At 71.2% G+C, this 12,039-nt stretch carries 12 protein-coding genes and 1 riboswitch; of the genes, 6 read left to right on the top strand and 6 right to left on the bottom strand.

What is annotated here, in order from left to right:
- Nucleotides 1–2 precede the first annotated feature (2 nt).
- From hpnH to ACK8N7_RS04440, 4 genes are all read left to right on the top strand, one after another.
- Nucleotides 3–1,022, top strand: a complete 1,020-nt coding sequence (gene hpnH, locus ACK8N7_RS04455) for an adenosyl-hopene transferase HpnH (protein ID WP_403210530.1) — start codon at nt 3–5, stop codon at nt 1,020–1,022.
- Between the two features lie 66 nt (nt 1,023–1,088).
- The gene (locus ACK8N7_RS04450; protein ID WP_403210532.1) at nt 1,089–2,486 is read left to right on the top strand and encodes an aspartate aminotransferase family protein; all 1,398 of its coding nucleotides are present in this window, start codon (nt 1,089–1,091) and stop codon (nt 2,484–2,486) included.
- 59 nt (nt 2,487–2,545) lie between these two features.
- Entirely contained in the window at nt 2,546–3,154 is a 609-nt protein-coding gene (locus ACK8N7_RS04445) for a helix-turn-helix domain-containing protein (protein WP_403210534.1), read from the top strand.
- A gap of 43 nt (nt 3,155–3,197) precedes the next feature.
- The gene (locus ACK8N7_RS04440) at nt 3,198–3,374 is read left to right on the top strand and encodes a DUF6126 family protein (RefSeq protein WP_015612712.1); all 177 of its coding nucleotides are present in this window, start codon (nt 3,198–3,200) and stop codon (nt 3,372–3,374) included.
- Between the two features lie 45 nt (nt 3,375–3,419).
- On the opposite strand, the gene ACK8N7_RS04435 is transcribed toward ACK8N7_RS04440, so the two are convergent.
- Nucleotides 3,420–4,232: a tyrosine-protein phosphatase gene (locus ACK8N7_RS04435; protein WP_403210536.1), complete on the bottom strand. Its 813-nt coding sequence runs from the start codon at nt 4,230–4,232 to the stop codon at nt 3,420–3,422.
- 406 nt (nt 4,233–4,638) lie between these two features.
- A riboswitch (cyclic di-AMP (ydaO/yuaA leader) is annotated at nt 4,639–4,804 on the top strand.
- 3 nt (nt 4,805–4,807) lie between these two features.
- Here ACK8N7_RS04435 and ACK8N7_RS04430 point away from each other — a divergent pair.
- Nucleotides 4,808–5,779, top strand: coding sequence for a M23 family metallopeptidase (locus ACK8N7_RS04430; RefSeq protein ID WP_500441039.1), 972 nt, complete (start codon nt 4,808–4,810; stop codon nt 5,777–5,779).
- A 162-nt stretch (nt 5,780–5,941) separates the two neighbouring features.
- On the top strand, nt 5,942–6,769 hold the full coding sequence (locus tag ACK8N7_RS04425; protein WP_403210540.1) for an SGNH/GDSL hydrolase family protein: 828 nt from the start codon (nt 5,942–5,944) through the stop codon (nt 6,767–6,769).
- Between the two features lie 13 nt (nt 6,770–6,782).
- Here the strand turns inward: ACK8N7_RS04425 and ACK8N7_RS04420 are convergent, their stop codons facing one another.
- The 5 genes from ACK8N7_RS04420 to ACK8N7_RS04400 are packed head-to-tail and all read right to left on the bottom strand — an operon-like array spanning nt 6,783 to nt 12,034.
- On the bottom strand, nt 6,783–7,700 hold the full coding sequence (locus ACK8N7_RS04420) for an STM4011 family radical SAM protein (RefSeq protein WP_500441037.1): 918 nt from the start codon (nt 7,698–7,700) through the stop codon (nt 6,783–6,785).
- A 7-nt stretch (nt 7,701–7,707) separates the two neighbouring features.
- On the bottom strand, nt 7,708–9,111 hold the full coding sequence (locus ACK8N7_RS04415) for an STM4012 family radical SAM protein (protein ID WP_500441036.1): 1,404 nt from the start codon (nt 9,109–9,111) through the stop codon (nt 7,708–7,710).
- Nucleotides 9,108–9,920 (bottom strand): STM4013/SEN3800 family hydrolase, encoded by an 813-nt coding sequence (locus ACK8N7_RS04410; protein WP_403210996.1) that lies wholly within the window; start codon nt 9,918–9,920, stop codon nt 9,108–9,110. The genes ACK8N7_RS04415 and ACK8N7_RS04410 overlap by 4 nt, the downstream gene beginning before the upstream one ends.
- A 28-nt stretch (nt 9,921–9,948) precedes the next feature.
- Nucleotides 9,949–11,106 (bottom strand): STM4014 family protein, encoded by a 1,158-nt coding sequence (locus ACK8N7_RS04405; RefSeq protein ID WP_403210546.1) that lies wholly within the window; start codon nt 11,104–11,106, stop codon nt 9,949–9,951.
- A complete protein-coding gene (locus ACK8N7_RS04400) occupies nt 11,087–12,034 on the bottom strand; it encodes an STM4015 family protein (RefSeq protein ID WP_500441034.1) in 948 nt (315 codons plus the stop codon). Before ACK8N7_RS04400 ends, ACK8N7_RS04405 begins: the two co-directional genes overlap by 20 nt.
- Nucleotides 12,035–12,039: the final 5 nt, after the last annotated feature.

Below are 12,039 nucleotides of genomic sequence, written 5' to 3'. Positions count from 1 at the left end.
AGATGGCCATGCCGCTCCGTCAGTCCATCAAGGTTGCGACGTATCTCTTCGAACAGAAGCTCCGCAAGCGTGAGAAGTTCCCGCTGATCGTCGAGCTGGAGCCGTTGTTCGCCTGCAACCTCGCCTGCGAGGGCTGCGGGAAGATCCAGCACCCGGCGGGTGTCCTGAAGCAGCGCATGCCGGTCGCACAGGCAGTGGGTGCGGTCCTCGAATCCGGTGCCCCCATGGTCTCCATCGCCGGCGGCGAGCCGCTGATGCACCCGCAGATCGACGAGATCGTGCGCCAGCTCGTCGCGAAGAAGAAGTACGTCTTCCTCTGCACCAACGCGATGCTCATGCGCAAGAAGCTCGACAAGTTCACCCCGTCGCCCTACTTCGCCTTCGCCGTGCACATCGACGGACTCCGCGAGCGGCACGACGAATCGGTAGCCAAGGAAGGCGTCTTCGACGAGGCCGTCGCGGCGATGAAGGAGGCCAAGCGGCGCGGCTTCCGCGTCACCACCAACTCCACCTTCTTCAACACCGACACCCCGCAGACCATCATCGAGGTCCTCAACTACCTCAACGACGACCTCAAGGTCGACGAGATGATGATCTCGCCCGCCTACGCGTACGAGAAGGCCCCCGACCAGGAGCACTTCCTCGGCGTCGACCAGACCCGCGAACTCTTCAAGAAGGCCTTCGCGGGCGGCAACCGGGCCCGCTGGCGGCTCAACCACTCACCGCTCTTCCTGGACTTCCTGGAGGGCAAGGCGGACTTCCCCTGCACCGCGTGGGCCATCCCCAACTACTCCCTCTTCGGCTGGCAGCGGCCCTGCTACCTGATGAGCGACGGCTACGTACCGACGTACCGTCAGCTCATCGAGGAGACCGACTGGGAGAAGTACGGCCGGGGCAAGGACCCGCGCTGCGCCAACTGCATGGCGCACTGCGGCTACGAGCCCACGGCGGTGCTCGCCACCATGGGGTCGCTGAAGGAGTCCCTGCGCGCGGCCCGGGAGACCATCAGCAGCAACCGGTGACACCGTGACGGGGGAGGGGGCCGGTTGCTCCGGCCCCCGGAACGTACCGAAGGAGAAGATCGGGCGATGACGGACGGCGGTCCCCAGGGCTTCGACCTGGGACGGCTCCTGGCGGAGCGCGGGGCCGAGCGGTACGAGCTGCATGCGCGTCACCTCAACCACCAGCTGCCGCGCATGCTGCACACCATCGGCTTCGACAAGGTCTACGAGCGGGCCGAGGGGGCGTACTTCTGGGACGCGGAGGGCAACGACTACCTCGACATGCTCGCCGGGTTCGGTGTGATGGGGATCGGCCGGCACCACCCGGTCGTGCGCAAGGCCCTGCACGACGTGCTCGACGCCCAGCTCGCCGACCTCACCCGCTTCGACTGCCAGCCGCTGCCCGGACTGCTCGCCGAGAAGCTGCTCGGCCACAGCCCGCACCTGGACCGCGTCTTCTTCGGGAACAGCGGTACCGAAGCGGTCGAGACGGCACTGAAATTCGCCCGGTACGCCACCGGTAAACCCCGTGTCCTGTACTGCACCCACGCCTTCCACGGGCTGACGACCGGCTCCCTCTCGGTCAACGGCGAGAGCGGCTTCCGGGACGGCTTCGCCCCGCTGCTGCCCGACACCCCGATCGCGCTCGGTGACCTGGACGCGCTGCGACGGGAGCTGAAGCGCGGAGACGTCGCCGCGCTGATCGTCGAGCCCGTCCAGGGCAAGGGGGTGCACGCCGCGCCGCCCGGCTTCCTGCGTGAGGCGCAGGAGCTGCTGCACCGGCACAGGGCGCTCCTGATCGCCGACGAGGTGCAGACCGGCCTGGGCAGGACCGGGGACTTCTACGCCTACCAGCACGAGGAGGGCGTGGAGCCCGACCTCGTCTGCGTCGCCAAGGCGCTCTCCGGCGGCTATGTGCCGGTCGGCGCGACGCTCGGCAAGGACTGGATCTTCCGCAAGGTCTACTCCTCGATGGACCGGGTCCTCGTCCACTCCGCGAGCTTCGGCTCCAACGCCCAGGCCATGGCGGCGGGGCTCGCGGTGCTCGCGGTGATGGAGGACGAGGAGACCGTCGCCAATGCCCGGCGCACCGGTGATCTCCTGCGGGAGCGGCTGGCGGCGCTGGTGGACCGCTACGAGCTGCTGCACGAGGTGCGCGGGCGCGGGCTGATGATCGGCATCGAGTTCGGCCGTCCGTCCTCGCTGAAGCTCCGCAGCCGCTGGACGATGCTCCAGGCGGCCCGCAAGGGTCTCTTCGCGCAGATGGTCGTGGTGCCGCTGCTCCAGAAGCACCGCATCCTCACCCAGGTCTCCGGCGACCACCTGGAGGTGATCAAGCTGATCCCGCCGCTGATCATCGGGGAGGCGGAGGTGGACCGCTTCGTGGCGGCGTTCACGGAGGTCATGGACGACGCGCACAGCGGCGGCGGCCTGATGTGGGACTTCGGCCGGACCCTCGTCAAACAGGCGGTCGCCAACCGTTGAGTTTTTGCCTCCGGGGCAAATTATTTGCCCGGGAGGAAAGTTCCTGGCCCAATGGAGGCATGAATCCTCCGGACGAAGGGGTGGCCGACGAGCTCCCCGGCGTCGCACCCCGACTGCGCGAGCTGCGCCGCGGGCGCGATCTCACCCTGGAGACCGCGGCCCAGCGGGCCGGACTCTCCCCGGCCCACCTCTCCCGGCTGGAGACGGGCCGCAGGCAGCCTTCGCTGCCCATGCTGCTCGGCCTGGCCCGTATCTACGGTACGACGGTCTCCGAACTCCTCGGCGAGAAGCCGCCAGAGCGGGAGGCGGTCATCCGGGGCGGCGCCTTCGAGGGCGCCGAGGCCGACGGCTGGATGTACCGCCGGGCCGGTGGCTCCGGCCGCGCCATGCAGGCGCTGAGGGTCCGCGTCCCGTACGGCGCCCAGGGCGATCTGGTGCGGGTGCACCCCGGCGAGGAGTGGCTGTACGTCCTCGGCGGGCGGCTGCGGGTCGCGCTGGGGGAGACCGTGCACGATCTGGACCCGGGCGACAGCGCCCACTTCGACTCGCTCACCCCGCACCGGATCGCGGCCCTGGACCGGGGCGGGGCGGAGCTGCTCTTCGTCCACTCCCTGCTGCAGAGCCCCGCGGCCGAGCTCTGCCTCGGCAACGCACTGCACGCGCGCTGACCCCTTCGTTCCCCCGGCCGCGAGGCCGGCAGAGAGGACCGTCATGTCCGATTCCGAGCGCTACGACCCGCTGACCCCGAGGAACCCCAAGGCCACGAAGGACACCCAGGAGCGGCGGATGCCGCGCGGTCTCATCATCCGGCTCTTCGCCTACCTGGTGGTCGGCCATGTGATCGCGGCCTTCCTCTACCTGCTCTTCGTGGTGGCGGGCGCGGAGTGACCGCCCGGCTGATCCCGCAGCCCTGATCCTGCGGCCTTTGCCTTCTCAGCCCTGGTCTAGCAGCCGCTCGCGCAGCCGCTCCCGGGTCTCGGGGGAGACCTTCAGCCCCTCCGCCAGGTAGCGGTCCGTCGTGCCCCAGGTCTCGTCAATGGCCGCGAACGCCGCCGCGAGATAGGCGGCCTCCGCCCCGAAGAGCGGGTTGAGGAGCTCCATCACCTCGGCGGACATCCCTGTCTCGGACATGTCCGAGCGCTTCACCTTGTACCGCCGGTGGGGATCGTTGGACTTGAGGTAGTCCGCCTCGATCGCCTCGCGCTCGACGCCGACCGCGAGCAGCGAGACCGCGATCGACAGACCGGCCCGGTCCTTGCCCGCCGCGCAGTGCATCAGCGCGGGCACGCTGTCCTCCGCCAGGGCGTGCAGCACCCGGCTGTGCTCGGCGGTGCGGTCCACGATGGTCGAGCGGTACATGGTCAGCATGCGCTCAGTGCCCTTGCCGTTCGCCAGGATCGAGCGCAGCTGCTCGATGTTCCCGTCGCGCACCAGCCGCCAGAACTCGGCTCCGTCGGCCGGGTCGGAGAGCGGAATGCTGACATTACGGACACCGGCCAGCTCGATGTCGTACCCGTCGAGCTTGTGGTCGGCGGAGTTGCGGAAGTCGAAGACCGTGTGCAGCCCGAGCCCGCCGAGGAAGAGCGCGTCATCGGCGCTGGCGTGCGCCAGGTGACCGCTGCGGTAGAGCCTGCCGAAGGCGGTGCGCCGCCCGTCCGCGGTGGGGAGCCCGCCCACGTCGCGGAAGTTGCGCACTCCGGTGAGTGCGGTCTCTGTCGGCGGGACCTGCGGCACCTGCTGCGTCACGGTGGCTCCTGGATCTCTGGCGTCGGCGCGGCTCTCCGGCGAGGGCGCCCCTGTGACGATACGACATCGATTCGGCGGAAAATCAGCGGTCCGCTGATGGTGTGTCAGGGGAGGCGCGCACGGTGTGTCCGTATTGGTGTATTTCGTAGAACATGCCCCGCTAATGGGGGAGATGGGATTCCGTAGGTGAGCGGGATCATATCCGTGACGGACCGTGGCGGCTGCGCCCGGATGTTTTCCCGGTATCCGTACGGAAAGCCAAGATCCGTAATCCACGGAGTGTGACGGGAAATCCGGAGCGAAATTGAATCGATGATTCCGGTGTGCAACCGACGGCTTGTTCCTGCCGTCCTCACTCGTTTACGGTCACCGTCAATCCGGACGGACCGCCTAATCCTGCCGCCGCCCGGAATTCGCACCCAACCCACTCACGCGTGGCAGGAGCGGGGGAACCAGGTAAGCCGCCGGCCCGGAGCGATCCGGACCGGCTCGGGGTGAAGTCGCCACCCGGCGACCGGGCATCTCCAGCCCGAACCCGACAGCTCACCTCGCAGGCGCCGGAGAGGAACTTCCCCATGCCCGCAAAGGGTAAGCACCGTCGTACCAAGTCCGGCCCGATCCACCGCGGCGTCATCGCCGCGGGCACCGGCGGCGCCGTACTCGCCCTCCCGCTGATCGGCGCCACCGGCGCCCACGCCGCGGAGAAGGCGGCCCCCGCGGCCGCCACGGCCGCCGCAGTGCAGTCCGCCCCGCAGGCCGCGCCCGCCAAGGCGAAGGCCGCCCCGAAGACGTACTCCGTCGTCTCCGGCGACTACCTCGCGAAGATCGCGGCCGAGCACCAGGTCAAGGGTGGCTGGCAGAAGCTGTACCAGGACAACCGCTCGGCCGTCGGCGAGAACCCCAGCCTGATCTTCCCGGGCATGAAGCTCACCCTCGGCGCCAAGGCGTCCGGCTCCGCCGCGCCTTCGGAGGCCAAGAAGGCCGCTCCGGCCCCCAAGGCCGCCCCCAAGGCCGCCCCCAAGGCCGCGCCGAAGAAGGCTGAGCAGGCCCCGAAGGGCGACACCCTCTCGGCCGACGAGTCCGACGCCGCCGCGCCGGCCGGCACCTCCGCGCAGACCGGTTCCTCCGAGGCCAACGGCTCCGGCTGGTCCGCCCCGCTCGCCAGCGCCAACGTCACCACCCAGTACCGCGCTTCCGGCGCCAGCTGGTCCAGCGGCTACCACACCGGCTCGGACTTCCAGGCCGCCTCCGGCACCCCCGTCCTCGCCATCGGACCGGGCACCGTGGTCTCGGCCGGCAACAGCGGCTCGTACGGCAACGAGGTCGTCATCCAGCACGAGGACGGCATGTACTCCCAGTACGCCCACCAGTCCTCGCTCAACGTCTCGGTCGGCCAGACCGTCACCGGCGGCCAGCAGATCGGCCTCTCCGGCTCCACCGGCAACTCCACCGGCCCGCACCTCCACTTCGAGGTCCGCACAGGCCCGAGCTACGGCTCCGACGTCGACCCGATCGCCTACCTGCGACAGCACGGCGTCTCCCTCTGACCCGAGGGCAGCAAGAAGTGATCGAGGGGCGGTGCGCAGCGGCGCACCGCCCCTCCACTTATTCCGGCTTTACCAAAACCTGACCGGGTGGTCTATCTCACCACCCGTCAACCCCGTATTACGGTCGCGTAGGTCACATTGAACGGTGCAGGATATGTGCTTGTGGCAGACGATTCGAGAACCCAGCAGCAGAACACCATCGGGTCGTACGCGGCGATCGGGGACAGTTTCACCGAAGGTGTCGGAGACCCCGGCCCCGACGGCACCTTTGTCGGCTGGGCGGACCGGTTCGCGGTTCTGCTCGCCGACCGGCTCCCGGCCCCCGACGCAGCGACGAGCCCGGACGAGACCCGGCACGGGAACTTCCGTTACGCCAATCTCGCCGTACGCGGACGCCTTCTCGACCAGATCGTCGAGGAGCAGCTCCCCCGCGCCAAGGAACTGGCCCCCGACCTGGTCACCTTCTGCGCGGGCGGCAACGACATCATCCGGCCCGGCACCGACCCCGACGATCTGGCCGAGCGCTTCGAGCGGGCCGTCGCGGACCTGACCGACGCGGTCGGCACCGTCATGGTCACCACCGGGTTCGACACCCGGGGCGTTCCGGTGCTGCGCCACATGCGCGGCAAGATCGCCACGTACAACGTCCACCTGAGGGCCATCGCCGACCGCTACCACTGCCCCGTGCTCGACCTGTGGTCGCTGCGGTCGGTCCAGGACCGGCGCGCCTGGGACGCCGACCGGCTCCACCTGTCGCCCGAGGGCCACACCCGCGTCGCGCTGCGCGCCGCCCAGGTCCTCGGCCACGAGGTGCCGGCCGACCCGGACCAGCCCTGGCCGCCGCAGGCCCAGCGGAGCCCCTTCGACGCGCGGCGCGACAACATCCAGTGGGCACGGGAGTACCTCGTGCCGTGGATCGGCCGGCGGCTGCGCGGCGAGTCGTCCGGCGACCACGTCGAGGCGAAACGGCCGGACCTGCTGCCCCTGTAGGACGCCTTTCCGGTCAGGGCTCCAGCAGCGGAAGCGCACGCCGGGACAGGCCCGCGGTGCCGGGCCCGGCCGGCGGCCCGCCCGCGGCGAACCCGGCGGGTACCCGCTCCAGGACGCCGCCCGCGAACACGTCGTACAGCGGCAGCGTCTCCAGGTGCACATAGCCGATGTGGCAGTCGCACACGGCGAGCGGACAGGCCCGCGGCCCCAGCGCCCGGCGGTAGCTGCCGTCGTAGAGGTTGCCCAGCTCCGCCTTGACGAAGTGGCAGCGCCGCACCGTGCCGTCGCCGTCCACCGAGATCACCGACTCGCCCGTCCGGCAGGGGAGCCCCGCCGAACGGTGCGGGTGCCTGCTGTAGGGGAAGAGCGGGTCCAGCTCGGTCCACCGCTCCGCCTCCTCGTCGGTGTACGTCTGCCCCTCGGCGGCGTTCACCCAGAGGTAGACCTCCTCGGGCAGCGCCGCCCGCAGCCGCCGGGCCTCGGGAAGGTGCGCCTCGAACCCCACCACGCCCACGCTGTAGCGGACGCCTCGTGCGGACAGCTCCCGGCACCTGCCGAGGAACCGCTCGTACGGCGTCTGCCCCGGGTGGTACGTGCACCAGAGCGCGATCTTCTCCGGATCGGCGTCCGCCAGCCATGTGGTGCGGCCGCTGAGGTTCGTCTGGATGGCTACCCTGCCGATGTGCGGCAGCCGGGACAGCTCGGTCAGTGCCCGCCGGTACCAGGACCGCACCAGGCCCTCGCCCCACGGGGTGAACAGCACCGACAGCCGGTCGCCGGTCTGCGTGGCGGCCCACGCGGTGAACCGCTCCAGCGCCTCCCGGTCAGCTGTCAACTGGGCCCTGCTGTCGCGTCGTTTGGCGAACGGGCAGTACGGACAGTCGTAGTCGCACGAGGCCAGCGGGCCCCGGTACAGGATGGTCAGGTCCATGACCCGCTCACTTCCGCTCGTACGCGGCCATCGCGGCCCGTACCCCGGGGGAGAACAGCGCGGGCCCCAGCGCGTCCGAGTGGGCCAGCCCCAGCGGGGAGAGCCGCAGGAGGCCCTCCGGCGCCTGTGCGTCCAGCCAGCCCCGTTCCGCGAACCGCTCCAGCTCGGCGGGGAAGTCCTCGCGGGGATCCGTGCCGAAGCGGGCGCGGTAGTCGGCCAGGGGCAGGCCCGCCGCCTGGAGCAGCGACTGCAGGAGGTGACGCCTGCGGGCCTCGGCCGCGTCGACGTACCGGCCGACCTCGGCCCGGGAGAAGTCCCCGGTGGCGGTGAAGCCGTCGATGATGGAACGGATCTCCCGCATGTCCACGGCGTAGTCGAAGGAGTAGTGCAGGGCCGCCGTGTAGGACCGGGCTCCGCAGCCCAGCCCGATCATGCCGTCGGTCTGGCAGGCGTAGTCCTCGGGGCCGTCCTGTGATTCCCGGGGGGCGTCGGCGTGCCGGAACATCCGCATCGACACCTGCTCGTAGCCGCGCGCCAGCAGATGGTCGCGGCCCACCGCGTAGAGCCGCAGCCGCTGCTCGTCCCAGGCGGCCTGCTCCAGGGCCTCCGCCTCCGGGCCGGCCGCTGCGCCCAGGCGGTGCAGGCCGGTCAGCGGGCGGACGTACAGCGGGTAGAGATACAGCTCCTCGGGGCGCCAGGCGAGCGCGGCGTCCAGCGAGGTGAGCCAGGTGCGCTCGGTCTGGCCGTCGATGCCGTAGATCAGGTCGATGTTCAGCACCGGTATCCGGGCGTCCCGGATCCGGCCGAGGGCGGCCTCCACCTCGGCCCGGCGCTGCGGGCGGACGGCGGCCCGGGCCTCCTCGTCCACGAAGCTCTGCACACCGATGCTGACCCGGGTCGTGCCCCGGCCCGCCAGCACCGCCAGCCGGTCGGCGGTCGCGGTCGAAGGGGACGTCTCCACCGACAGCGGCACCGCGAGCAGGTCGGCGCCCATCCGCTTCTCCGCTATGTCGCAGAGCCGCTCCAGCTCGTCCGCGGTGAGGAAGGTCGGGGTCCCGCCGCCGAACGCGGCGGCGCCGAACCGCACCGGCGCGTCGTCGCCGAGCGCGTCCCGCACCGCCACGGCCTGCCGGTCCAGGGCGTCGAGATAGCGGGTCGTCAGCTCCTCGGGCGCACCGATCCGGGTGAAGAGGTTGCAGAAGCCGCAGCGGACCTCGCAGAACGGTATGTGGAGGTAGAGGGAGAGCGCGTCCTTGGGCTCCGCCGCCCACAGTTCGCGCAGCGCGGGCCGCTCCGGCAGGGGGCGGTAGGCCGTCTTGTGCGGATAGGCGTAGACGTAACTCTCGTACGGCCGGACGGCGGGCGGTGCGGGCGTACCGGTGGCGGTTGCCGTGGCGGTGCTGATGGTCATCGGGAGGCCCCCGGTTCGAGGAAGAAGTGGGCGTACGGCACGGTCCAGACGGCTTCGTGGCCGAGCCGGTGGCCGGTGTAGCCGTCGTCGCCGTAGGCAGTGCCGTGGTCGGAGCAGACGATCGCGAAACAGCGGCGGCGGCTGCTCGCGGCGGCGAAGAGCCGGCCGATGTGCCGGTCGACGTACTCCAGGGCGGCCGCGTGGGTGGCCCGGGAGTCGCCCGCCTCACGGGTCGCGCCCGGAGTGTGGAACCAGTTCGGCTGGTGCAGCGCGGCCACGTTGACGAAGAGGAAGAGCCGCTGCTCATGCGGCAGCTCCGCCACGACCCTCTCGGCCCGGGTCACCTGCTCCTCGAACGAGGTCGGCGACGCGACGCCGAACTCCGGCTCCCAGTGGCTCTCCTGGAACATGGACGGCAGCACCGACCCCAGCGGCCCCTGCCGGTTGAAGAACCCGACCCCGCCGACGCACACCGTGCGGTAGCCCTCGGCGGCCAGACCCGACACCAGGTCCGGGGTGTCGAAGACGAACGTGCCGTCCGCCGTCGTCTCGCTGCCCGCGAAGCGCACCGCGAACAGCCGGGGATGCGGGCCGGGGGCGGCGGGCGTCGGCAGGAACCCGGCGAACATCGCCTGGTGCGAGGCGTAGGTGAAACTGCCGGGCGCATGCCGCTTCTCCCAGACGCCGCCGGGCAGCTGCCGGGCGAGGTTCGGGATGCGTCCGGCGGCGGCCAGCTCGACGGCGACGTCGTGGCGCAGGGTGTCCAGGGTGACCAGCAACAGGTCATGGCTGCCGACGACCTCGGCCATATCGGGCAGTCCGGGGTCGGTGACGGGTTCAGAGAGGGGTGACGGCACGGTGGTTCCTCGCTCGGTCCAGTACGGCGGCGACCTGCGCCGCATAGGTGTCCAGTCCTTCGGCGCCGCTGCCCGGCAGTCCGGTCAGCCCGGGGAGCAGATCACCGAAGGCGTTGACCTCACCGACGGCGAAGCGCCGCCAGCCGGCCCCGGGCAGCAGGTCGACGCCCACGCACAGCGTCCCGGGGAAGCAGGCGGCGGCCCGCTCGCACATCGCCAGCGCCTCGCGCCAGCAGCCGCCCACCGCCGACACGGCGGCCCGGACCTCGTCGAGATCCCCGCGGGCGCCCCCGAGATGAAGGTTGGTCATGGGGGAGAGACTCGTCCGGACGACGGCGTGGGTCGCCCTGCCGCCGACCACCACGATCCGCAGATCGGCGGCCCGCCCCCGCTGGGACGCCTTCGGCAGCCAGCGCTCGATGTGCAGCCCGTCGGGGGCGAGCGCGTCCACGAGTGCGCCCACCTCCCGCTCCGTGGTGTACCGGCGGACCCGGAGCGAGTTGAACAGCCGTCCCTCGGCGTCCCGTTCCACCGAGGTGCTCGCCCTGACCCGGCCGGGACCGGCGGTCTCCACCGCCAGCACCCCGGAGGCGGAGGAGCCGTGGGCGAGCTTCACGAACGCCCGGGGCATCCGGTGCTCCCGCATCAGCGCCCGTACGTCGGACCAGTCCCGCACCCGGGCCGCGCGGGGGCCGGACGTCGGTGAGGCGGGCACGGGGACCGCCGCATCCTCCAGGAGGGCGTGGCAGAGCCGCTTGTCGAAGAGGGCGGCGATGTCACCGGGGGAGGTGAGCACCTCGGCACCGGCTGCCGAGGCCGCCCGCGCCACCTCTCCCACCGCGGTGAGGAACCCGGCGTACCACCGCGCGGACCCCTCCACCCGGGTCGGATCGTCGACGCCGCGCAGCAGCCGCTCCACCTCCGCGTTCTCGCCGGGCGAGTCGATCCGTACGGTCTCGCCCGGCTCGAACGCCGCCTCGCCGCCCAGCACCTGGAGCCAGGACACGACCCGGGGCGGCTCCAGCCCGGCGGCCCGCACGGCTTCCTGGAAGAAGGCGACCCGGCGGTTCTCCGGATTGCCCACCACCGCGAAGCGCGCTGCCGGCGCGCTCCCGGGGCTACTCGCTGACGGCGACATAGCGCTCCGGTTCGTCGTCCGGGTCCCCGTAGTCCTCCTCGGCCTCGTCGCCCTCGACCACGGCCGGGGCGCACGCGGCCCTGATGCGGTCCAGCACCGGGCCGGTGAGGTAGTGGTGGCGCAGGTCGAGCGTGGACAGGTGGTTCAAGGGCTGCCCGTTCAGCAGGGCCTCGCCGCCCGTGTCGCTGAGGGTGCCCATGGACAGCGCGAGGGTCTCCAGCTGGGCGACGACAGGAGCGGACGCCACGGCGGCCGCTATCTCGTCCTGGATCTCGCTGTTCTGCAGGCCCAGGTGGCGCAGCCGGGGGAACGTGCCGCCCGACAGGACCGGCCCGATGTCCTCGACCGTGGCGTCGGCGCCGTACCACGAGCTGCCGAACCACAGGTCCAGCCGCTCCAGCGCGGGCAGTTCGCTCGCGGCGACCGCCCGCACCAGATCACCGGGCAGCCCGCCGGACTCGAAGCGCAGTGACTTCAGAGCCGTATGACGGATGGCCCGCAGCCCCAGCCCCTCCTGGCCGCAGCCCCGCACCGTGAACTCCTCCAGCAGCGGCAGCGCTTCGAGCACCGGCGTGATGTCGCACATGCGCAGCCACGACACCTCGCACTCCTCGCCCACCACATCGGCGAGGAACAGCCCCCGCAGGGCCGGGAAGCGGCCCGCGTGAGCGACGATCAGCTCCACCACGGGGGCGAACGGTGTGTACTCCTCACGCCACCAGGGGCCGATGACGAGCGCCCGCACCTGGGCCGTGTCCACGGTGTCGAGGAACTGCTGCCACAGGACGCCGAAGTCCGTCTGCTCGTCGTAGTCGCACTCCAGCCGCCAGGCCACCGCGTCGGCGGCCGGCAGAGGCACGGACGCCGCCGGAGTGTGGACCGGCAGGCCGTGGAAGTGCTCAGGATGCTGAATACGGATGTACGTCATGACAC

It is taken from the genome of Streptomyces griseobrunneus (assembly GCF_046713465.1).
GTDB lineage: Bacteria > Actinomycetota > Actinomycetes > Streptomycetales > Streptomycetaceae > Streptomyces > Streptomyces microflavus.
This window is presented reverse-complemented; position numbering and strand designations above follow the sequence as displayed.

Excerpts from the sequence above, each read along its gene's own strand:
- hpnH (WP_403210530.1), top strand. The coding sequence starts at position 3 with ATGGCCATGCCGCTCCGTCAGTCCATCAAGGTTGCGACGTATCTCTTC.
- ACK8N7_RS04450 (WP_403210532.1), top strand. The coding sequence starts at position 1,089 with ATGACGGACGGCGGTCCCCAGGGCTTCGACCTGGGACGGCTCCTGGCG.
- ACK8N7_RS04445 (WP_403210534.1), top strand. The coding sequence starts at position 2,546 with ATGAATCCTCCGGACGAAGGGGTGGCCGACGAGCTCCCCGGCGTCGCA.
- ACK8N7_RS04440 (WP_015612712.1), top strand. The coding sequence starts at position 3,198 with ATGTCCGATTCCGAGCGCTACGACCCGCTGACCCCGAGGAACCCCAAG.
- ACK8N7_RS04430 (WP_500441039.1), top strand. The coding sequence starts at position 4,808 with ATGCCCGCAAAGGGTAAGCACCGTCGTACCAAGTCCGGCCCGATCCAC.
- ACK8N7_RS04420 (WP_500441037.1), bottom strand. The coding sequence starts at position 7,700 with ATGGACCTGACCATCCTGTACCGGGGCCCGCTGGCCTCGTGCGACTAC.
- ACK8N7_RS04415 (WP_500441036.1), bottom strand. The coding sequence starts at position 9,111 with ATGACCATCAGCACCGCCACGGCAACCGCCACCGGTACGCCCGCACCG.
- ACK8N7_RS04410 (WP_403210996.1), bottom strand. The coding sequence starts at position 9,920 with ATGGCCGAGGTCGTCGGCAGCCATGACCTGTTGCTGGTCACCCTGGAC.
- ACK8N7_RS04405 (WP_403210546.1), bottom strand. The coding sequence starts at position 11,106 with ATGTCGCCGTCAGCGAGTAGCCCCGGGAGCGCGCCGGCAGCGCGCTTC.
- ACK8N7_RS04400 (WP_500441034.1), bottom strand. The coding sequence starts at position 12,034 with ATGACGTACATCCGTATTCAGCATCCTGAGCACTTCCACGGCCTGCCG.